Origin of the sequence: Actinomadura sp. NPDC049382 (genome assembly GCF_040677125.1) — a bacterium.
GTDB lineage: Bacteria > Actinomycetota > Actinomycetes > Streptosporangiales > Streptosporangiaceae > Spirillospora > Spirillospora geliboluensis.
On sequence record NZ_JBFARO010000008.1, the window covers coordinates 108,234 to 129,082 of the forward strand.

The window sequence follows — 20,849 nt, forward strand, 5'->3', positions numbered from 1 at the left end:
ACGCCATCACCATCTTAGAAATCGACCTGCGACCCGACGTTCCACAGAGTCATGGCTGTCTGCGGCCAGGGGCGGGCGCGAGCCTGCACACGAATCGCGTTCGCCCCTGGCCGGCTCTTTGCTCCCGCGCCGGCCGCTCACCCTTCGCTCCCCGCCGACATTTCGTGCTTCAAAGGAGTCGTTCGATGTCCGAGCACCCACCCCGACAGTCCGTGCTGGACGTGGTGATCGAGCAGTCGCGCCGGGTGTTGGAGACCTACAAGGTCGATCCGCGGCTGATCGAGGAGCACGCCAACGGAGAGCGCCGCATCAGCCAGGGCGGATACGGCGACCGCCAGATCTACGAACTGGTGCAGAACGGCGCCGACGAACTTCGCGCCGACCCCGGTGGCGAGATCGCCGTGATCCTGACCGCGACCCACCTGTACTGCGCCAATCAGGGTGCGCCGATCACTCCGGAGGGCGTCGACACCATTCTGCGCATGGGCGTCTCGCGCAAGCGCGGTGGCCAGATCGGGCGCTTCGGGGTGGGCGTCAAGTCGGTGCTGAGCGTGTCGGACTCCCCGCAGTTCTTCAGCAGGACGGGATGCGTCGGATTCGATCGCGACTGGTCCACGGAGCAGATCAGGTCCGTCCACCCCGAGGCCGAGGAGATCCCCGTGCTGCGCATGGGGCGGCCGTTGGACCGCGACGAGGCCATGGCCGCCGACCCGGTCCTCGCCGATCTCCTCGCCTGGGCGACGACGGTCGTCCGGCTCCCGCTCAAGCCGGAGTCCGTGAAGCGGCTCGGTGCGGATCTCATGAACTTCCCGGCCGAGTTCCCTCTCTTCTCCTCGCACGTGGGCACGGTCACGCTGGAGGACCGGCGCGTCGTTCCGCCCGCCCGGCGCCTCATCTCCCAGAAGGTGGAGGGAACACGCCACACGATCCAGGAGGAGAAGCGCGACGGGTCGGATGTCACTACTGAGTGGCGCGTCTTCACCCGGACGATCCGGCCGAGCCGGGCGGCGCTCTCGGCCGCCGGCGAACTGCACGATCGTCCGGAGATCGACCTGTCCTGGGCGGTGCCCGACGGACGCAGGGTTCGTGAACTCGGCACCTTCTGGGCCTATTTCCCCACCAACTACGCCACGCTGCTCCGTGGCATCCTCAACGCGCCGTGGAAGACAAGCGAGGACCGGCAGAACCTCTACAAGAACAACGCCTTCAACGACGAGTTGATCAACGAGGCGGCGACACTGGTGCTGGACTCCCTGCCGGAGCTGGTTCGGGAGGATGATCCGGCCGCGTACATCGACCTGCTTCCGGGACGCGGCCGAGAGGCGCCCCAGTGGGCTGACAGGCAACTGACCCTTGCCATCTGGAAGATCGCGGGGGAGAAGCCCTCGTTGCCGGATCAGGACGGGATTCTGCGTCATCCGACGGAGATTCGACTGCACCCGGACGAGTTGAAGGAGGAGTGGCTCAAGTTGTGGGCGAGCCACCCGGGCCGTCCGGTCGCCTGGTGCCATCACTCCGTCCAAACGCGGGAGCGGCGGGCGCGGGCAGAGCGGATCCTCTCGGCGGCGGACCTTCACCCGGCCTCCGTTCGCGAGTGGTTGGAGGCGCTGGTCGAGGACGGCTCCCCCGAGGCGTCAGTGTTGGCGATCCGCATCGTCTCCGACATGCGCCGCGACCAGAGCAAGTTCACGGAGGAGGCGGCCAAGGCCCGAATCCTCTTGACCGAGTCGGACGGTCTGGTGGCACCGGTGCGAGGCAAGATCTTCCGCCGCAGCTCCGGCGACGCTCTGGGTGACAGCCTGCTCTACGTGCACCCGGCCGTGGCGGGCGACTTCGAGGCGTCCCACGCCCTCGACGGGCTCGGCATTCATGAGGCCGACCCCGCCGGGCGACTCTCCGCGGTGCTCGAGCAGGGCTTCCACGGTTACTCCGACGCGAAGTGGGAGGCCTTCTGGGACCTGTCCCGCCAGGCCGACCCCACCGATGCCCTCGCGGTGCTCCAGGCGCACGTGAAGAAGCCGACCGAAGAACTGAAGGTGCGCACGGTGTCCGGTGATTTCCGAAGCATCGGCGACTGCCTCGCGCCGGGACCCGTGGTTCCGGGGGACGGCTCACGCGACGCGCGGATCGCCGTCGACATGCGGTTCCACGAGCACGACCGGCAGATCCTCCGCGCCCTCGGCCTTCTCGACCGTCCCATGATGGGCGTGGACCCGCGCTCGGAGCCATGGTTCGAGTCGTACGTCGAGGCGGGCTGGAAGAAGTACCTCGCCGGTCTGCCCACCGATGCCTCTCGGCCTCAATTGAAGACGATGCGCGCCCAGGGCGCCGACCCTGCCGGCCCGCTGCACTTCCTCACGGAACTCTCCAAGGAGGGACGGGCGGCCTTCCTGAAGAGCCTCCCGCCCACGGGTCACGTGACCAACTGGACGCTCCAGGTCGGCGCCTTGCCGTCCACTCGTCACCACCGGATGTCGCCTCTGGTGTGGATGGCGCGCATGCACGGGTTCCTTGAAACGTCTCGCGGCCTGCGACGCGTTCCGTTGTCCGTCGGTCCCGGGCTCAGAGCGCACGGGGATGTGCTTCCAGTGGCGGACGTGGCGACCGGGATCGCCGAGACTCTGAAGCTGCCCGGCAGTCTGGGCGAGATTCGCGCGGGCACCTGGACCAGTCTGCTCAGGGAGGCCGAGTCGAGCGAGGACGACGCGTTCCCCGGCAAGGTCTACGCCTTGTTCCTGGAGGCCGAGGCCGAGTGGCCGGCTGAGATCACCACCCGGTGCCGGGTCGGCGAGGACTGGTCGAACGACCGTCCCGATCAGGAGATCGCCGTGACGGCGATCCGCTCGGAGTACGACGCCCTCGTCCGAGAGGGCATTCCGGCGCTGCTGGCGCCAACCGTCGAGAGCGCTGAGCAGATGATCGAGACGTGGGGGATGATCCCCCCATCCGACGTCATCCAGAAGGAGCTCCGGTACGTCCTTGAGATTCAGCCCACCTTGCTCGTGGACGAATTCCCCCATCTCAAGGTGTCTCATCGAGCGAAGGTGGACGGCTGGTCCCTGGGTCGCTGCACAGAACTCGAGGAGATCACCCGGTCGCCCAACGGTGAGCGCCCCATACCGATTCGGGAGGCGTCCCAAGACCAGGTGGTGCTCGTCAAGAGCCCGGAGGACGACCTCGCGGCGCTCATGTCCGTCGATCGTGTGCTGAAGCTGGGGTTGGGCCGGGCGGGCTGCGAGTCGATCTTGAGTCGGCGCGAACAGATGCGCAATCACGAACGCGTCCAGCGGGCGCGTAAGGCGCAGAGCTCCGCCGAGAAGGTCCTCCAGATCGTCGGTGTCGAGAACCTCAAGAGTCGGCTCCCCGAGGGTCTCATCGAGAGCGAGAAGGCACGCACCGGGCGGGCGCCCGACGACAAGCGGATCGCCGAACTCGCGGTCAACGCCCATGGCGCGGGCCTGCTGCGGACCCACAGCAAGGACATCGCCGCCCGCATTCCGGACGCCCCGTCCCGCTTCAGCGGCGAGAACACCGCCCGTCAGTTCGTGAACGAGCTCGGCCTGCCCGAGGAGTACGCCGGGACGAAAGTCGAGTCACTCGATCCGACAGAGGTCGTGGAGGGACCGACGATGTTCCCCCGCCTCCACGACTACCAGGAGCGGCTCGCCACGAACATGTACGACCTCCTGATCGACGGCAGGCCCGGCAGGGCCATGCTGAGCATGCCGACCGGCGCCGGCAAGACACGGGTCGCGGCCGAGTCCGTCATCAGGGTCTTCAAGGAGCGGGGCTTGACGGGCCCGGTGCTCTGGATCGCGCAGACATGGGAACTGTGCGAGCAGGCGGTGCAGAGTTGGAAGTTCGTGTGGCAGAAGGTCGGCCCCGGGGAGCCGCTCACGATCAGCAGGCTCTGGAGCAGCTTCGAGGCCGCCGCGCACAGGAGCGGTCCGCATCTCGTGGTGGCCACCGACGCGAAGCTCGAGATGGTCTTGGAAAAGGACGAGTACGCGTGGCTGCGCGAGGCCGCGGTGGTCATCGTCGACGAGGCCCACAGCTCGTATACCCGGATGACGTCGATCCTGCGGTCGCTCGGGCTCACGTCGAGCATGACGTCCCGTCCTCTCGTCGGTCTGTCGGCGACGCCCTACCGAGGATTCAATCCGGAGGAGACGCGGCTCCTCACTCAGCGATACGGGAAGCGGCGGCTCGACCACGGGGTCTTCCCGGACGGCGATCCCTTCACTCACCTACAGGAGCTGGGCGTGCTGGCGCGCGTCGAGCACCGTGAACTGCGGGGCGCGACGATCAGCCTGTCAGACGACGAACTGCGGAACGTGGCGCTGCTCCGCGGTCTTCCCACCACCGCCGAACAGCGTCTGGCCGCGGACGACGAGCGCAACAACATGCTGGTCAATGAGATCGAGTCCATGCCGGCCGATTGGCCCATCTTGTTCTTCGCGACGTCGGTCAACCACGCACGGCTGATGACGGCGGTCCTCAACGGGATGGGCATCAGATCCGCATCGATCGACTCCGGTACGCCGACGGCGGAGCGGCGCAGCAGCATCGACCAGTTCCGCAATGGCAAGATCAGGGTCCTCGCCAACTACAACGTGTTGGCGCAGGGCTTCGACGCCCCGGCGACGAGGGCCGTGATCGTCGCTCGTCCGACCTACAGCCCGAACACCTACACCCAGATGATCGGACGCGGTCTGCGCGGTCCGCTCAACGGCGGCAAGGAGGTCTGCAGAATCCTGGACGTGCACGACAACATCGTCAACTACGACAGGAAGCTGGCCTTCACGGAGTTCGAGGAACTTTGGAGGGCCCGGTGACCACCCCCTACGAAGGCGCACCGCCGCTGACCGACGAGCAGCGCGCCGTGGTCGACCTGCCCGCGGACGAGATGGCACTGGTCATCGCCGGTGCGGGAGCGGGCAAGACCCATACGCTCGTCCGTCGGCTGGACGCACTCGTCGACCGGGAGGGTCTGGGCGCCGGCGAGATCCTCGTCCTCAGCTTCTCCCGTGCGGCCGTCCGCGAGCTGAAGGAGCGGCTCGCTCGGCACGGCGATGCCGCCCGGCACGTCCGAGTGCGGACCTTCGACTCCTGGGCGCTCGAACTGCTGACGCAGGTGGACGCCGCCCGCGACTGGCGGTCACGCGATTTCGACGCGCGCATCGTCGCCGCCGCGGAGCTGATGGGCGACGACGCGGTGAACGACCTCTACGAGGACCTGCGCCATGTGGTCATCGACGAGGTCCAAGACCTCGTGGGCGAGCGTCGGGAACTGGTCGAGGCGCTGCTCGACACCTACGAGTGCGGCTTCACCGTGGTCGGCGACCCGGCTCAGGCGATCTACGGCTTCCAGGTGCGAGATCCGGAGGAGCGTGCGGGCGAGACGAACCGATTCTTCGACTGGTTGCGGGCGAGATTCGGCGAAGAACTGACGGAACTGCGGCTGAGCCGGAACTTCCGGGCCGCGACGGACGAGGCGAGGGTGGCCCTGCCCTTCGGACCTCGCCTGCAGGCGGGAGCGGAGGGGCGGGGAAGAGTCGCGGGCGTCCGGTACGAGGAACTTCGCACGGCGCTTCTCGACACCCTCCTGATCGGCGACCTCGAAGACGAATTCGTCTGTGCCGGGCTCCGCGACCACGACGGGACCACGGCGATCCTGTGCCGGACGAACGGCCAGGCTCTGCTCGTCTCGGAGCTCCTGCACGCCGGTGGCGTCCCGCATCGGGTACAGCGCTCGGCCCGCGACCGCGCTGTTCCCGCGTGGGTGGGCCTGATGTTCCGCCGCGCCGAGTCCTCGATCGTCACGCGAAGCGACTTCGAGGAATTGGCGAAGAGGCTCCCGCTGCCGGCGGACATGCCCCCCCGAGTGCTGTGGACCTCCTTGCTCAGGTCCCTGCCGAACCGTTCGAACACCCTGGACCTCTCTCGATTCCGAACACTGATCGCCGAAGGGCGTGTGCCGGACGAACTGACCGCACAGCCGTCGGCGGCGCTCACCGTCTCCTCCATGCACCGTGCCAAGGGCCTCGAATTCGACAGGGTCCTGGTCATGGATCCCGACACGCTCCGGGATGACGTGCAGGATCAGGACGAGGAGACCCGGATGCTGTACGTGGCGATGACCCGGGCGCGCCACGAACTCATGCGGTTGGCACCGTTGAAGACCTGGCCGATGTACCCGGCCAAGGACCGGTCGGGACGTTGGGGCCGCTATCAGGTCCGGAAACGGTCGTGGCGGCTCGGAATCGAACTCGTTGCGGGCGACGTCGATGGGGAGCGTCCAGCCGGATCGCATCTTCTCCTGCCCGACGACGTCTTCGACAAGACCGCCGCGGCATTGCAAGACCATCTGGCCGAGCATGTCTCACCCGGTGACGCGGTCGTCCTGCGTCGGCTCGAGGACGGCTCACCGTACGAGTTCCAAGCCCCGCGGTACGTCGTCGTGCACGAACCCTCCGGGGTTGCGATCGGGCTGACCTCGGAGCAGTTCGCCAAGGAGCTGTACTCCCACATGAAGTGGTCCAAGAACCACGTCCCGGACAGATGGCCCGTCGGCATCACCGGCATGCGAATCGACGCGGTCGAGACCGTGGCGGGCAGCGCCTCCGCGGGCTCTATGGCGGGACTGGGCGAGCATGGGGTCTGGCTGGCTCCCCGACCGGTCGGTCTTGGTCGTTTCACTTATGACCCGTACGTTCACGGCGGTGAGGCAGAAAATGTCTGATCACTCCGATCACTACCGGTTCAGGGACGAGCTTCTCGACCGGCTGCGGCGAGACCTGTCCGGTCCCGTGGGCGGCGAGGACGAGGTCATCGACGACGCTCCCGTGACGACCTACTCCGCGGGCGTCCTCTTCCCGCGCCGCAGGGACGAGGACACCGTGGCGCTCGACCAGGCGGAGAAGGACGCCGACCTGACCACGGCGCAGTTCGCCGTCGACGAGGTGCCCGATATCGGGGTCTCGCTCGCCAACGTGCAGACTCCCTCTTCCATGGGTCTGACGTTCGCGGTCGACCCGACCGTCTCCCCGACGGTGACGGCCATGGTCACGGCTGCGATGTACGACCCGATCGACGAGGCCGGCAACATCGCCGCGGCGAGGCGGGCCGAGCGCCGGACGACGGACAAGGACGACGTGCGGTGGCGTCGTCGCCCTCTTGAGATCGCGCCCGTCGTCATCGACGTCACCGAACCGGGGCAGCGTGTCGAGCCACTGGGCTCCGGCCTCGAAATGCGCCTTCGGGTGCGCGGTCCGCGCGACGGGGCCGTCGCGATCACCGTGACGCTCGTCAACGTCAACGAGATCTCCCGGTTCGATCTCCAGGACGCGCACTGCTTCTTCCAGCCGCGCCTGCACATCGTCGGTCCGGACGGAGTCGCGGCACTGGTCGAACGTCCCGTGCCGATCGGTGCGGACGAGGACGAGGTCAAGCTCAACCGGCTCCTCCACCGACACGCCCCGACGTTCGCCACGGGTCACGGCTGTGCGGCCGACTGGGACTGGTCTCCGCTCCCCCCTCGGGGCGCGGTGACGGCGAGAACGCGGCGGGCGGCCGTCGCCGCCGTCTGGACGGCGTTCGTCCCGTCACATGAGGTCCTCCTCGCCGATTCCAATCCGGACATCGACACCCGCTCGCTCGGCATGCTGCACTTGGCGGAGGCGTCGGACGCGGATGTGATCGGGGCGCTGACCGCTCTGGTCGAGGGGTATCGAGCCTGGATCGCCGAACGATCCGACGAGGCCTCGCTTCTCCGGGACACCGAGTACGGCACCGTCGCCCGCGACCAGATCGACCAGTGTCGCGGCGCCGCCGAGCGGATGGCGGCCGGAATCGAACTCTTGGAATCGGACCCCGGCGCCCTCACGGCGTTCCGCATGGCCAATCGCGTCATGGCCGAGCAGCGCGGCCGGACGTCTTGGATCAAGGGCGGCCGTTCGGGCGAGGTGACGTTCGACGGGCGTTGGCGTCCGTTCCAGATCGCGTTCCTGCTGCTCTGCCTGCGCGGGATCACCAACCGAGATCACCCCGACCGAGCACTCGCGGACGTCCTGTGGTTCCCCACAGGAGGCGGCAAGACCGAGGCCTACCTGGGTCTCATCGCCTATACGGTGTTCTTGCGCCGACTCCGCCTCGGTGACTCGGGCGGCGGTGTCACGGCCCTCATGAGATACACCCTGCGTCTGCTGACGCTTCAGCAGTTCGAGCGAGCGGCCTCGCTGATCTGTGCCATGGAGATGCAGCGCCTGCGCGATCCGGTGAGGCTCGGATCCGAGCCGATCTCCATCGGCATGTGGGTCGGCAGCGCGGCGACGCCGAACCGGTTGAAGGTTGCGGCGACCAGCCTGCGGAAGCTCCGCAAGGGAGACGACCTCCAGGAGGAGAACCCCGTCCAGCTCGGTGTGTGCCCTTGGTGCGGGAGCCGGCTCGACGCGCACGACTATCACATGGCACCCGACGACGCCGAGATGGCCGTTCGGTGCCCGAACGGCGAGTGCGATTTCCACGACGGCTTGCCCGTCCACGTGGTCGATGAGCAGATCTATCGAGTTCGTCCGACGCTCGTCATCGCCACGGCCGACAAGTTCGCGCAGATCGCCTGGCGGGCCGACGTCGCAGCGCTGTTCAACCGAGATCGCCCGGGCACTCCACCGCCCGAGCTGATCGTCCAGGACGAGTTGCACCTGATCTCCGGCCCCCTCGGCACCTTGGCCGGCCTCTACGAGACGGCCATCGACATCGCGGCGGACGCGCCCAAGGTGATCGCGTCCACCGCGACCATCCGCAGGGCGGCGGAGCAGGGCAAGGCCCTCTTCGACCGGGAGGTCCGCCAGTTCCCACCCGCAGGACTCGACTCCAGAGACTCGTGGTTCGCGGTCGAGACTCCGCGCGAACGCAAGGCGTCCCGCCTCTACGTGGGACTGATGACGCCCAGCACCAGTCAGGCGACCCTCCTGATCCGGGCGTACGCGGCGCTGTTGCATCACGCCGGGCGCATCGAGGGCGACGATTCCGTCCGGGACGCCTACTGGACGCTGATCGGCTACTTCAACAGCCTCCGTCTGCTCGCCGCGGCGGAACTCCAGGTTCATGACGACGTGCAGGAGCGCCTCGGGCTGCTGGCCGAACGCGCCGGGATCGAAGCGCGGGAGGCCGACCGGTACGCCGAACTGACGAGTCGGGTGAAGTCCAGTGACATCCCGACGCGCTTGAAGGAACTGGAGCAGAGCCTGCCCGGTGAGGCCTTCGACACGGTCCTCGCCACGAACATGATCTCAGTCGGCGTGGACGTCGACCGGCTCGGGCTCATGGCCGTCATGGGTCAGCCACAGACCACGGCAGAGTACATCCAGGCCACCAGCCGGGTCGGGCGCCGGCATCCCGGGCTCATCGTCACCCTGTTCAACGCGGCACGGTCGCGTGACCGCTCGCACTACGAACAGTTCGCCTCGTATCACTCCGCGCTGTATCGCCAGGTCGAGTCCACGAGCGTCACACCGTTCTCCTCTCGCGCCCGCGATCGAGGGTTGCACGCGGTCCTCGTCGGCCTCACCCGGCTGATGGTCGAAGACGCGCGGGACAACCGGTCCGCCCAGAACATCGAGGAGTTCCTCGACCGCGTCGAGGAGATGCGCGACAGGATCCTCGCCCGCGTCGAGAGGGTCGCACCGGAAGAGGCATCCGGCACCGAGGCCGATCTCGATTTCATCATCGGACATTGGCGGAAGCTCGCCGACCACCGAGATCCGGACCTCGGCGACGCCCCGCTCGTCTATGAGGCCAAGTACTCGTTCAAGCGCTCCGAACCTCGGGAGCCCGATTCCGCGCTCCTGTGCTCCTATTCCGACGACGACCTTCTAGAGGCCCTCCCCACCCTGTGGAGCCTCCGCGACGTCGATGTCGAGTCCGACCTGTACCGGGAGAAGTGAGATGGCCCTGCGCAGCAACTCGAACCGGCGGGGCCGGAGCGGGCCCCGGGAGACCACGCGCACTCGCGAGGGCGCGGTTCGCCGCACCCAGATGATCACCACCTACGGTGTGGGCTCCATGGTGGCGCTCGGCGACCGGTCCTTCATCGTCAGCGGACTCGACACCTGGAACGCCGACAGGGCGGAGCGGGTCTACGAACCGAACCTGCAGCATTGGCTCGGCGTGCGCGAGTTCCGGCTGCCGCCCGCCGCGAGCCCACCGGCAGGCGACGGCGTCAGGATCCGCCTGTTTCCGGAGTGGTACTCATGCGGTACCTGCAGGGACCTTCAGCCATTCGGCCGTTTCGGCTCTCCACCCAACAGGAGCGTCTGCGGCGCCTGTGGAACGGCTCTCACCCCGTCTCGATTCGTCGTCGCCTGCGCGAACGGGCATTTGGACGACTTCCCGTACTTCGACTGGGTGCACAAGAGGACCACACCTTCCGAGGACGCCTCACAGAAGCACCGCCTGACACTGCACAGCACGGGCGGCAGCGCCTCGCTCCGCTCCATCGTCATCAAATGCTCGTGCGGCAAGAGCGCCTCCTTGGAGGGAGCCTTCGGCAAGGCCGCGATGCCCTCCATCGGTGTGAAGTGCAGTGGCAGGCGCCCATGGTTGGGCAAATACTCCGAAGAGAAGGGCTGCGACGAGCCACCGCGGACGCTGCAGCGAGGTTCGTCTGCGGCCTGGTTTCCCGTCCAACGCTCGTCCTTGTCGATCCCGCCCTGGTCTAAGGGCCTCCATCGCCTGCTCAGCAGGCACATGGACAAGCTCGCGAAATACGAAGACAACGAGGCGGCTCAGCAGGCGGTGATCGAGACCTTCATTGACGGAACGGGGTTCAGCGTCGCCCAGGTGCTGGCCGCGCTCGATGAGCGACGGAAGCTCGCCGGTGAGGAACCCGATGAAGAAGACATCAAGCTCGACGCCTCCAGCCGGCTCCGGCACAAGGAGTACGAGCAGCTCTCTCATGGGACGTCCGAAGTCACCCGCGACGATGACTTCGAATGCGAACCCGCGCCGATGGATCCCTCCGCACCCGACCTCGATGCCCTTGACAAGGTCATGCTGGTCCGGCGGCTACGGGAGGTCCGCGCGCTGCAGTCGTTCACCCGGATAGAGATGCCCGACCCTGCGGCGTCCGTCCGTCGGGCCAAGCTCTCCCTGGAGGAACTCGATTGGCTTCCCGCCATCGAGGTCAGCGGCGAAGGCGTGTTCCTCACCCTGGACAGAGACCGCCTGCATCGCTGGGAGAAGACCTCCGGACCACAGAGCCGAGCAACGCGCATCAACGACAGCCACAGTGCCCAGTTGCTCAAGCGCGCCCAAATCGCGGGCCGGACTCCCACGGCCGATGATGTGGCGTCCCCGATCGACGCGCGCTTCATCCTCCTCCACACCCTCGCCCACGCACTGATCAACGAGTGGAGTCTGGACTGCGGGTATCCGGCCGCAGCCCTACGTGAACGGATCTACTGCTCTCCCGGCCCGAAGGGCATGGCGGGGATCCTCATCTACACGGCCACCAGCGACTCCGCCGGCAGCCTCGGCGGCGTCGTCGGTCAAGGCGACCCCCACCGACTCGGCGCGTCCCTCGACTCCGCGCTCGACCGCATCTCCTGGTGTTCCCAGGACCCGCCCTGCATGGAGACCGAGGCCGGCGGTACGGACAGCCTGAACCTGGCCGCCTGCTACGCCTGCGTGCTCCTCCCGGAAACGAGCTGCGAGACCAACAACACCTTCCTCGACCGAGCCCTCCTGATCGGGACCCCTGAGGCCCCTGAAATCGGCTTCTTCAACAGACCCGCCTGACACATCAGCGACCAGACTCACATATCCAGGAGGCACGGCACCCTATGCGGGCCGTGCCTCCTACCAAGAAGGCCGATGTTCGTCCTCACACCTGGAGGCCTGCATGAATCCCGCATCATGCGCAAGAGCAGCCAGTCAACGGAGGGCACGAGTGCTCAGTGCGTCGAGGTTGCCCAGCTAGGAGAGGTCATCGGCGTGCGCGATGGCAAGCTGCCTGACGCCGACCACCTCACTCTGAGCGTGGAGCAGTTCCGCAACCTCGTCCGGCGTATCAAGGGAACCATGTGACGAGGTTCGTTCTGCGAACGCCGGTGGCGTCGTTTGAGGGTCGCCGTCACTGTTGATGCCGATTGGCCCACTCACCACCACGAGAACCACAACTGTGGGGCCGTCCCTGAGCGCTCAGGGACGGTCGAACGTTCCGTCCTTGACCTGTCGCACCAGGCCGGCGAACACCGCGCCCGTCATCGAAAGGTGTTCCCCGTTCGGGTTCTTGGAGTCCCTGATCTCGACACCGCCGCGCACGGCAGCAGCCTCGACGCATGCCGCGTCGTCCGCGCCACCGCTGTACGAACTCTTGCGCCACACCAGGATCATGACTACTTCTCCAGAGACCGCTCGACGAGCGCGCATGGATTGTTCTCGCTGAGGGTTTTTCCCTCATGCGGCGAGTCCAATGCCGATACTGGTCGGCAAGGCGTCCCGTCGTACCTGATGTTTCGAGGCGTTCAAGTGAGGCCGAGCCGTCGTTCGGCTTGGGAGAGCAGGGTCTCGGCTGCGTCGTGCAGGTCGACGATAGGGCGGCGGTGGCGGGTGCCGGTGGGGTCGGTGTAGCTGAGGGTCGCTGGGTCGATCCAGACGTTCGTCTCTTCGTCGTTGGCTGTAGGAACGGTGACGAGGGAGACACCCTTGCCATGGCGGTGGGTGATGTTGGGGAGGCCCCGGGCGGTCAGGGCCGAAGCCAGATAGCGGGCGGCGAGCATGGGCGGGGCCGTGGTGCGCGGGTTGGGCCATGGGCCCGGGAGCGGGTGCGCACTCCAGACGGCCTTGCCCTGGATGCCTTCGGTGCAGAAGGAGCGGGACGGGTGGGCTCCCCACGTGTCGGCGAGCATGCCGATGATGCTCAAGCCCTTGCCGTGTTCGTCCAGTAGGTCCCTGGGCTTGGTGTCAGGCCAGGAAGTGCGGCAGGCGTCGAAGACCGAGACCACCAACTGAGGGGTCGGTGTCGTCCTTGCCCAGATCCACAGTTCGGGCGGGACGGTCTGGCTGTCGGCGTCGGCGCGTGGGCCGTGGTTCAGGGCGTTCGTGGCCAGCTCGCTGGCTGCCAGGATCGCATTGTCGGCCGCGTCGCCGTCCAGCCCGAGCGTCGTGGTGGCGATGGTGAGCAGGGAACGCGCGACCGAAGCGCAGCTGGCGTCCGCGGGGAGCCGCCACGCACACATGCCTCCTCGCACGATATCGCCCACGTTTCCGACAGAAATATGTCCGGACTGCACTATCTGACCCATTTTGAAACCCTCCTTGCAGGGCAGAGGTTTTTTGCTCTGGGCCACAGAATGCGCTCCGGAACTTAGCCTTGTCAGAGTTGCTCACAACTCCTGCAACAGCGAGAAAATGGGAGGCACAGGATGTCCCATCGCCCGTCTCCGGACCCGAAGTCCTCCATGTGGGCGCTCATCGCCTACTACCTGCGCTTCTGTCGGCTGCAGCGGAAGCTCACGGGTGACCTGATGGGCGAGATCTTGAACTGCTCGAAGTCCACAGTTTCACGCCTGGAAACCGGCGCTCTGAAGCTCGATGAGAAGCAGGCCACCACGCTCGACCAGGCATGGGACACGGGCGGGATCTTCGGCTTCCTCGTTTGGTACGCCACGCTCGGCCATGATCCAGACTGGTTCAGGCAGTATGTCGATCTGGAGTGCCGGGCGTCCGTTATCAAGACATGGCAGGTAGACCTCGTGCCCGGTCTTCTACAGACACCTGACTACGCCAGAGCCGGTCTGGCAACCGGCAACCTGCCGGACGTGGAGGCAGCGCTCGCACAGCGGCTCTCTCGCCAGGCGATACTGGACAAACCGGAAGCGCCAACCTTCTGGTTCCTCCTGTCTCAGAGCCTTCTGGAGCTGCCCTGCGGGGGAGTGGAGACCATGAAGGCTCAACTCGCCCACATCCTCGACCTTTCACACCGGCCGAATATCGGCGTTCGTGTCGTACCGAAGTCCGTTGGACATCATCCGGGACTAGACGGCGCCTTCATGTTGCTGACGCTGCCCGAGCCGCACATGGAGGTGGCCTACGTCGAGGCGCCGGGTGGTGGGCGGCTCGCATCGAGCGCCGCCGAGGTGGCGTCCTATGCACTACGTTATGACCAGATCGGGCAACACGCGCTGCCCAAGGGTCTTTCACGAGACTTGATCAAGCAGATCATGGAGGCCATGTAATGCCCCCCGTATGGCGCAAGAGCAGCAAGAGCACCAACCAGGGTGGCGAATGCGTCGAGGTTGCTGCACTCTCTCACGCCATCGGCATCCGCGACAGCAAGGACCCGGACGGCGGGCACCTTGACCTCTCCCCCCGGATGTTCGCCACACTCGTCCGCAGGATCAAGCTCCTGCCCTAGGCAAGTCCACTGGCGGGCACTGCGTTCCGTGCTGCTTACTCTTACTCCTCCGTGCGTGCGCGCGGCTGCAACACGTTCGGTGTGGTGACGGGTTCGTCCGAGGGAAGATCAGAGAATCGTGTGGTCGTTGGAGCTACAGCGGCGGCGTCAATCCTGCGGAGATCATGCCCGGTGGCTACGCCCCGAACGATCAGGGCGACGGACATCCACCGCCGTCTCTTGGAATGAACGCTCATGGCGCTCGCTCGTAGATTCGGGCCGATCACAGCGGCAGTGGCGGCTGCTTCGTCCACCTGCCTTAGGGGTTCGTGGGCTCGCACCGTGAGCCGGATCCAGGCGAGGGACTGGCAGTGATGCCGCCTTCCTGACCCGGCAGCACTGGGACGCCATGCTACTAGCGGAGCGCAACGTCCATGCCCTAGTGGCGGCTCCATCAGGTCTCGCTGCCGTGGGTTCGGCCTGGGTCGTTGCGTTCGTCCACCCCCTCGAACCAGAGGCGATGCGAAACCTAACCCGAAGACGACTGTCCTCCACCGTCTGCTTATGGACGATCTGGCCGAGGCCGGCTCCGCTCGACAGTTGCGGCAGTTTCTGAGGCCGTTTGGGGCTCAGGCACCAAGTGAGGCTGGGGCATATGCAGGCGGTCCGGCCGCGTAGGTGGTGAGTACAGCGATCCTCCTCTCGTCCTGTAGGCGGTCGCTTGTGTCGCATGGGCCAGCCCAGTGCCGTCGGTGGGGTGGCGCCTTCGGTCAGGCGGTCGTGAAGAGGGTTGGGTCTAGGTGGGTTAGGTGGGTTGGGTCGGCGTAGATGTCTAGTTCGGCGATTTTGTCGTTGACGACCGTGAAGGCCATTACGGCGATCGGCTCGTCTTCGGTTGCCACTACCAGGCCCGCGGTGCCGTTGATCAGGGCTGGTTGGGCGAACTCCGCGCGGAAGGAGAAGGCGATCGCGCGTTGGGCGATCGTCCTTGCGCCGCGGAGGTGGATGAACTCGCCGTCGGCCTCGGCGTGCAGGACGATGTCGGGGGCGAGGGTCTCGACCAGGGCCTCCAGGTCGCCGGTCTTGGCGGCCGTGAGGAACGCGTCCACGACAGCGCGTTGGCGGGTCATGTCGGGGTCGGGGACGGGGGCCGAGCGGACGCGGCGGCGGGCGCGGCTGGCGAGTTGGCGGGTCGCCGTCGAGGAGCGGTCGAGGATGCGGGCGATCTCCTCGAACGGCATCTGGAACAGGTCGTGCAGGACGAAGGCCAGGCGCTCGGCGGGCGTCAGCCTGTCGAGGACGACGAGCATGGCGACGCCCACGGCGTCGGCGAGGAGCGCCTGTTCTTCGGGGTCGGTGCCGTCCTGGGTGATCACGGGTTCGGGGAGGCGCTCGTCGTACGGGTCTTCCCGGCGGGATCTGCGGGTACGGAGCATGTCGATGCAGATGTGGGCGACGATCGTCGTCAGCCAGCCGTTGAGGTTCTCGATGCGGTCGGCGTTGGCCTTGCTCAGGCGCAGCCACGCCTCCTGGACGGCGTCGTTCGCATCGGTCGGCGAGCCGAGCATCCGGTACGCGAGCGCCGCCAGGCGGGGCCGGTTCGCCTCGAAACGTTCCGCGAGTTGCTCGTCGTCCACCGTCACGTCCTTCCCCTGGCGTCCGTCATAGATACGACGGAGGACGAAGGACGAATGTGACCGCCTCGGGAGGAGAGATGTCAGCCTTCGTGAACAGCATCGAGATCGAGCGGCCGGCCGGCGAGGTGTTCGCCTACGTGGTCGATCCCGCGAAGTTCCCCGAGTGGCAGCGGGACGTGACGGACGTGCGGGTCGAGGGCGACCAGGTGGGGTCGCGGTTCACCACCGTCCGGAAGATCGGGGCCACCGAGAGGTCCATGACTCAGGAGATCACCGAGTGCGTGCCGCCGCGCAAGTGGGCGGCGAAGGGGGTGGACGGGCCGATTCGGCCGAACGCGACGGTCAGCGTCGAGCCGCTCGGGGCCGAGCGGTGCCGGGTGACTTTCGGTCTCGACTTTGACGGACGCGGGATGGCCGCGGCCGTGGTGCCCATGGTGCGGCGTATGGCGGCGAAGGTCGCGCCGGCGAGCCATCAGCGTTTGAAGGAACTGCTTGAGGGCGACGGATAGGAGGCACGCCTAACGTCGGGTGACGTGCGCGCGTGGATGGAGGTGGGCGCGGTGTTGACGCCTGAGGAGGTGCGGGAGCTTTCCGCCGAGCAGCGCACCGAATTGCTGCGGGCGCTCATCGCGGCAGAAGACCTCGATCCGCTGGACGAGCCCCAGAACCGGCGGCGTCGCGTGTATGCGCTGGTTCTGCTGGTCGGCTGCTGTGCCTGGCTCATTCCCTGGACGGTCGTTCTGGGTTTCACGCTCCCGCAGCACTTCACGGCCGAGCGGTGGGCGGTCGCCTGGATCGGCTTCGATGCCGGATTGACGCTGGCGATCGCGGGCACCGCATTCGCTCTCTGGAAACGGCTGCAGATCGCCATCTTCGGGCAGATCGTCAGCGGGACGCTGCTCGTCTGCGACGCCTGGTTCGACGTCTGGCTCTCCTGGGGATCGGGCGAGTTCGCGCTGAGTCTCGCGACGGCGTTGTTCGGCGAACTGCCGTTGGCCGCCTTGTTCTTCTTCGGGGCTCGGCAGCTCGTACTGCTGACCGTCCATGCCCTGTGGGTGCGGGAAGGGCGGAACGGTCCGGAGCCCCGGCTTCGGCAGGTTCGGCTCTTCGCCACTTACCGGCCAATTAGGCGGTGATAGGGCCATCCGCCGGCAGCGGTTCGGCCTTCTCGCGTTCATTTCCTGGTCGAGTCGCGGCGATAGCCATGGGCTGTGCGCCACATCCTGATGTGTTCGGCCCTCCTCATCGGCCTCGCCGGGTGCGCCACGGCGAGCGCCTCCATTCCCGGCAAGGACGTCATCGTCGTCGGCGTCAAGGCTGACCAGCCGGGACTCGGCCGCAAGGAGAACGGTGTCTTCCGCGGTTTCGAGGTGGACGTCGGCTACTACATCGCCCGCCGGCTCGGGGCTTCGCGTGTGACGTTCAAGGAAGTCAGGTCGGACAATCGCGAGGAGAAGCTCAACGAGCATTCGGTCGACCTCGTCCTCGCCTCGTACTCGATCACACCGGACCGGGCCACGCTCGTCACGTTCGCCGGGCCCTACTACGTCGCCCATCAGGACGTCATGGTGCGGCGGGGCGAGACGGGGATTCGCGGCGTCCGCGACCTCGCCGGGCGGAAGATGTGCCAGGCCAGCGGGTCCGTGTCGACCGAACGGGTGGTCAGCGGGCTCGGTATCCGTACCAGGCTGGTTCCGGGGTCGTCCTATAGCGACTGCGTGGCGAAACTGCGCCGAGGCGATGTGGACGCCGTTTCCACTGGTGACCTGGTGTTGGCGGGGTTCGCGGCACCGGATCTGCGGATCGTCAACGCGCCGTTCACCGATGAGCGTTACGGCATCGGGATGCGGAAAGGCGACATCGACGCGTGCGAGGCGGTGAACCGGGCCATCACCACCATGTACCAGGACGGGACGGCCGGCTGGCTGCTGCGCAAGTGGTTCGGGTCCAGCGGGTTGAAGCTGGTCGAGGAAGTGCCGCAGTTCGAAGGCTGCTCATAGCGAGTCCTTCTCGGGGGCTGACTGTCAGTGCCTCTGCCTACAGTGGACGGGTGGCTGAAGACCGGGTTGCTTGGGACGAGCTCTTGGCCGTGGGCTTCCTGCATGCGGTGCGGGAGGCCCACCGGGACGCGACGGTTGCGCTGTTCAACGCGTTGAGCCGGACGGCGGGGTTCAAGGAGCGGACATACGGCGTCGGCGCGTTCGAAACGCTGGCGAGCGCCCTCGACAGCGTCTTCGGTCGTGGCGAGCTGGCGAAATACGTCGTCCGGGACGATCTGAACGGCTCGCCGGGGTGGCGGTGCGGCCGCTACCGCGTCCTGCTGAAGCGGCACGAGTTCGGCAACGTCCGGGCGATCCGGTGGGACCGGGCCAGCCCCACCAAGCAGGCCGTCGCGCGGCAGGGATATGTCGAAGACCCTCAGTTGGCGCTGCCGCTCGGGCTGGACGTTCACGACACGCCCGGCGTCGTCACATTGGTACTCGCGCACAGTGCGAGTGAAGAGCCCCTCGAAATGGAGCTCTTCCTGGGCCGCCCCAGGTGGAACGCGGACGGCGGCACGGCCTGGCACTGGATCAAGCAGGTGGACGACACCCTCGGGCCTGATCCACGTCGTAAGCTCGTCGAGCGAACGTTGCCGCTCTGGGACGATCGGGACGATCAGGAAGACGTCCCCATGCGGCTTCGCGGGGAGACGAAGACGGCTTAGCAAAGGGTGGCGCAGGGTGCTGTTCGACTGCGAGCGGCTGACGCTGGCCCGGCGGCTCAGGGGACTGCGCAAGAACCAGCTCGCGGACGCCGTCGGAACGACGCCGAAAGCGATCGGGCGGTACGAGGCGGGGGTCCAGCGGCCGGACGAGATGACGCTGAAACGGCTCGCCATCGCGCTCGGCGTCCCGGTCGCGTTCTTCCACGGCGGGCGCAGCCCCGTGTCCCTGGACGGCGCGCACTTCCGGTCGCTCCGGTCGACCAGCCAGATCGAGCGCGACCAGGCCCTCGCCTACGGGCGCATCGCGACCGATGTCGTCGCCGCCCTCGAAGACCTCGTCGACTTTCCCGAAGTGGACCTGCCGGAGTACCCGGTGTCGCCGGACGAGATCGCCGGGCCCGGCCCCATCGAGGCCGCGCGGCTGACCCGCAAGGCCCTGCTGGAGCAGGCGGGGCCGGTGCCGCACGTCGTCCGGCTGCTGGAGAAGCACGGTGTGATCGTCCTCGTCCTGCCGCGGGCGGCGGAGCGGGTCGACGCGTTCAGCGTGGGCGTGCACCCGAGGCCGATGGTGTTCTTCAACCCGGCGAAGGGCGACTACTGGCGCAACCGGTTCGACGCCGCCCACGAACTCGGGCACCTGGTGATGCACGCCGACGCCGAACCCGGCGAGAAGGTCGTCGAAGACCAGGCGCACCGGTTCGCCGCCGAGTTCCTCATGCCCGAGCAGGACATCGCGGGCGAACTGCCCGGCACCGCCGACTGGGAGCGCCTCGGCCGGTTGAAGGCGACGTGGGGCGTCAGCATCGCGGCGCTCCTCTACCGGTCCCGCACGCTCGGCATCATGCAGGAGGCCGCGTACCGGAACGCGATGAGCACGATGAGCTCGCGGGGCTGGCGGCGGCACGAGCCCGGGCCGGCGCGAGCGCTGGAGCAGCCCACGATGCTGACCCGCGCGATCGAGATCGTCGGGCAGGCCGGCACCGACCGCGACCGGGTCGCCGAGCGGGCGCGGGTACCGCGGGGCGACCTTGACCTGCTGGTTCCGACGCGATGACGTTGCACCGGAAATGGTCCTGTATGCCCAGGCCATCGCGTCACTGAGTTACATACCTCTGTCCGTAGGTTTCCTGCACGCCCGTCGGAGCCTGTGAGACCCTCCGAGGGTTGTCAGGACGTACGAGACCTCTGGAGATCTTGTGCTGGACAATCGGCAGGCGGGACCGACGGCCCTGCGCATGCAGATCGGGGCGCGGCTCCGGCGGATGCGGGAGGACAAGGGCATCGGACGGGCCGAGGCGGGGGACGCGATCCGCTCGTCGGCGTCCAAGATGAGCCGGCTCGAACTGGGACGGCACGGCTTCAAGGTCCGCGACGTCCTCGACCTGCTCGACCTGTACGGCGTCCACGACGAGGACGAGCGCGCGGGCTTCATCCACCTCGTCCGGGAGGCGAAGAAGCCCGGCTGGTGGCAGAGCTACGGCGACGTCACACCGAGCTGGTTCGAGCAGTACCTCGGGCTGGAGCAGTCGGCGGCGACGATCCGCACCTACGAGGTGCAGTACATCCCGGGCCTCTTACAGACGCGCGACTACGCGCGCGCCGTCATCGGGCTCGAACACCACGACGCCCCGTACGACGGACTCGAACGGCGGCTCACCGTCCGGATGACCAGGCAGGAGATCTTGCACCGCCCGCTCGGCGCGGCGACGCTGTGGGCGATCCTCGACGAGGCGGCGCTGCGCAGGCCCATCGGCGGGCCGGACACCATGCGCGCCCAGATCGAGCACCTGATCACCATGTCGGAGGGCATGCCCAACGTGCGGCTGCAGGTGCTGCCGTTCGCCGCCGGCGGGCACGTCGCCCTCGGCGGGCCCATCACGATCGTCCGGTTCGCCGAGCACGACCTGGACGACGTCGTCTACCTGGAGCAGTTGACCGGCGCCCGCTACCCCGAAGGCGACGAGGCCGCCCGCTACCAGCAGATCATGGACCTTCTCGCGATCCGCGCCGCCCGCCCGGCCCGCACCACCACCTTCCTCAAAGACCTCCTCAGCGACTTCTGAGCCCGCTCCCCTCCCCCTTCCTCCCCTCGGCTCTCTGGCGACCG

16 protein-coding genes are annotated in these 20,849 nt (G+C 67.3%); 13 read left to right on the top strand and 3 right to left on the bottom strand.

The genetic code is table 11. The annotated features are described in order from the left end of the window. Nucleotides 1-185 precede the first annotated feature (185 nt). From AB0K34_RS08175 to AB0K34_RS08195, 5 genes are all read left to right on the top strand, one after another. Entirely contained in the window at nucleotides 186-4,835 is a 4,650-nt protein-coding gene (locus tag AB0K34_RS08175; RefSeq protein ID WP_364546510.1) for a helicase-related protein, read from the top strand. Beyond that, nucleotides 4,832-6,742 (top strand): ATP-dependent helicase, encoded by a 1,911-nt coding sequence (locus AB0K34_RS08180; RefSeq protein WP_364546513.1) that lies wholly within the window; start codon nucleotides 4,832-4,834, stop codon nucleotides 6,740-6,742. The genes AB0K34_RS08175 and AB0K34_RS08180 overlap by 4 nt, the downstream gene beginning before the upstream one ends. Further along, nucleotides 6,735-9,947 (top strand): helicase-related protein, encoded by a 3,213-nt coding sequence (locus tag AB0K34_RS08185; protein WP_364546516.1) that lies wholly within the window; start codon nucleotides 6,735-6,737, stop codon nucleotides 9,945-9,947. The genes AB0K34_RS08180 and AB0K34_RS08185 overlap by 8 nt, the downstream gene beginning before the upstream one ends. A 1-nt stretch (nucleotide 9,948) precedes the next feature. Then, complete coding sequence (locus AB0K34_RS08190) at nucleotides 9,949-11,799, top strand: DUF1998 domain-containing protein (RefSeq protein ID WP_364546519.1); 1,851 nt, start codon at nucleotides 9,949-9,951, stop codon at nucleotides 11,797-11,799. Nucleotides 11,800-11,874: 75 nt separating this feature from the next. Then, nucleotides 11,875-12,087 carry a DUF397 domain-containing protein gene (locus AB0K34_RS08195; RefSeq protein WP_364546521.1) on the top strand — a complete coding sequence of 71 codons (213 nt, stop codon included), beginning with the start codon at nucleotides 11,875-11,877 and terminating at the stop codon, nucleotides 12,085-12,087. 114 nt (nucleotides 12,088-12,201) lie between these two features. Here the strand turns inward: AB0K34_RS08195 and AB0K34_RS08200 are convergent, their stop codons facing one another. Both AB0K34_RS08200 and AB0K34_RS08205 read right to left on the bottom strand, forming a co-directional pair. After that, nucleotides 12,202-12,396 (bottom strand): DUF397 domain-containing protein, encoded by a 195-nt coding sequence (locus tag AB0K34_RS08200; protein WP_364546524.1) that lies wholly within the window; start codon nucleotides 12,394-12,396, stop codon nucleotides 12,202-12,204. A 131-nt stretch (nucleotides 12,397-12,527) separates the two neighbouring features. Beyond that, entirely contained in the window at nucleotides 12,528-13,265 is a 738-nt protein-coding gene (locus tag AB0K34_RS08205) for an ATP-binding protein (RefSeq protein ID WP_364546526.1), read from the bottom strand. Nucleotides 13,266-13,463: 198 nt separating this feature from the next. Here AB0K34_RS08205 and AB0K34_RS08210 point away from each other — a divergent pair, with 198 nt between their 5' ends. Further along, nucleotides 13,464-14,240: a DUF5753 domain-containing protein gene (locus AB0K34_RS08210; RefSeq protein ID WP_364546529.1), complete on the top strand. Its 777-nt coding sequence runs from the start codon at nucleotides 13,464-13,466 to the stop codon at nucleotides 14,238-14,240. Continuing rightward, nucleotides 14,240-14,419, top strand: a complete 180-nt coding sequence (locus tag AB0K34_RS08215; RefSeq protein WP_364546531.1) for a DUF397 domain-containing protein — start codon at nucleotides 14,240-14,242, stop codon at nucleotides 14,417-14,419. The genes AB0K34_RS08210 and AB0K34_RS08215 overlap by 1 nt, the downstream gene beginning before the upstream one ends. A 749-nt stretch (nucleotides 14,420-15,168) precedes the next feature. On the opposite strand, the gene AB0K34_RS08220 is transcribed toward AB0K34_RS08215, so the two are convergent. After that, nucleotides 15,169-16,035: a sigma-70 family RNA polymerase sigma factor gene (locus tag AB0K34_RS08220; protein ID WP_364546534.1), complete on the bottom strand. Its 867-nt coding sequence runs from the start codon at nucleotides 16,033-16,035 to the stop codon at nucleotides 15,169-15,171. A 56-nt stretch (nucleotides 16,036-16,091) separates the two neighbouring features. Between AB0K34_RS08220 and AB0K34_RS08225 the strand changes: the two genes are divergently transcribed. From AB0K34_RS08225 to AB0K34_RS08250, 6 genes are all read left to right on the top strand, one after another. Continuing rightward, the gene (locus tag AB0K34_RS08225; RefSeq protein ID WP_364546537.1) at nucleotides 16,092-16,544 is read left to right on the top strand and encodes an SRPBCC family protein; all 453 of its coding nucleotides are present in this window, start codon (nucleotides 16,092-16,094) and stop codon (nucleotides 16,542-16,544) included. A gap of 24 nt (nucleotides 16,545-16,568) precedes the next feature. Further along, a complete protein-coding gene (locus AB0K34_RS08230; RefSeq protein WP_364546539.1) occupies nucleotides 16,569-17,171 on the top strand; it encodes a hypothetical protein in 603 nt (200 codons plus the stop codon). Nucleotides 17,172-17,246: 75 nt separating this feature from the next. Then, nucleotides 17,247-18,035: a glutamate ABC transporter substrate-binding protein gene (locus tag AB0K34_RS08235; RefSeq protein WP_364546542.1), complete on the top strand. Its 789-nt coding sequence runs from the start codon at nucleotides 17,247-17,249 to the stop codon at nucleotides 18,033-18,035. Nucleotides 18,036-18,085: 50 nt separating this feature from the next. Beyond that, entirely contained in the window at nucleotides 18,086-18,742 is a 657-nt protein-coding gene (locus tag AB0K34_RS08240) for a hypothetical protein (protein WP_364546545.1), read from the top strand. A gap of 16 nt (nucleotides 18,743-18,758) precedes the next feature. After that, nucleotides 18,759-19,796, top strand: coding sequence for an XRE family transcriptional regulator (locus AB0K34_RS08245; RefSeq protein ID WP_364546547.1), 1,038 nt, complete (start codon nucleotides 18,759-18,761; stop codon nucleotides 19,794-19,796). A 142-nt stretch (nucleotides 19,797-19,938) separates the two neighbouring features. Continuing rightward, nucleotides 19,939-20,805, top strand: a complete 867-nt coding sequence (locus tag AB0K34_RS08250) for a helix-turn-helix transcriptional regulator (protein ID WP_240807798.1) — start codon at nucleotides 19,939-19,941, stop codon at nucleotides 20,803-20,805. Nucleotides 20,806-20,849: the final 44 nt, after the last annotated feature.

What these genes read in the sequence shown, in the direction of transcription:
- AB0K34_RS08195 (WP_364546521.1), top strand. Translation starts at nt 11,875, where the DNA reads ATGTTCGTCCTCACACCTGGAGGCCTGCATGAATCCCGCATCATGCGC.
- AB0K34_RS08190 (WP_364546519.1), top strand. Translation starts at nt 9,949, where the DNA reads ATGGCCCTGCGCAGCAACTCGAACCGGCGGGGCCGGAGCGGGCCCCGG.
- AB0K34_RS08215 (WP_364546531.1), top strand. Translation starts at nt 14,240, where the DNA reads ATGCCCCCCGTATGGCGCAAGAGCAGCAAGAGCACCAACCAGGGTGGC.
- AB0K34_RS08210 (WP_364546529.1), top strand. Translation starts at nt 13,464, where the DNA reads ATGTGGGCGCTCATCGCCTACTACCTGCGCTTCTGTCGGCTGCAGCGG.
- AB0K34_RS08185 (WP_364546516.1), top strand. Translation starts at nt 6,735, where the DNA reads ATGTCTGATCACTCCGATCACTACCGGTTCAGGGACGAGCTTCTCGAC.
- AB0K34_RS08200 (WP_364546524.1), bottom strand. Translation starts at nt 12,396, where the DNA reads ATGATCCTGGTGTGGCGCAAGAGTTCGTACAGCGGTGGCGCGGACGAC.
- AB0K34_RS08175 (WP_364546510.1), top strand. Translation starts at nt 186, where the DNA reads ATGTCCGAGCACCCACCCCGACAGTCCGTGCTGGACGTGGTGATCGAG.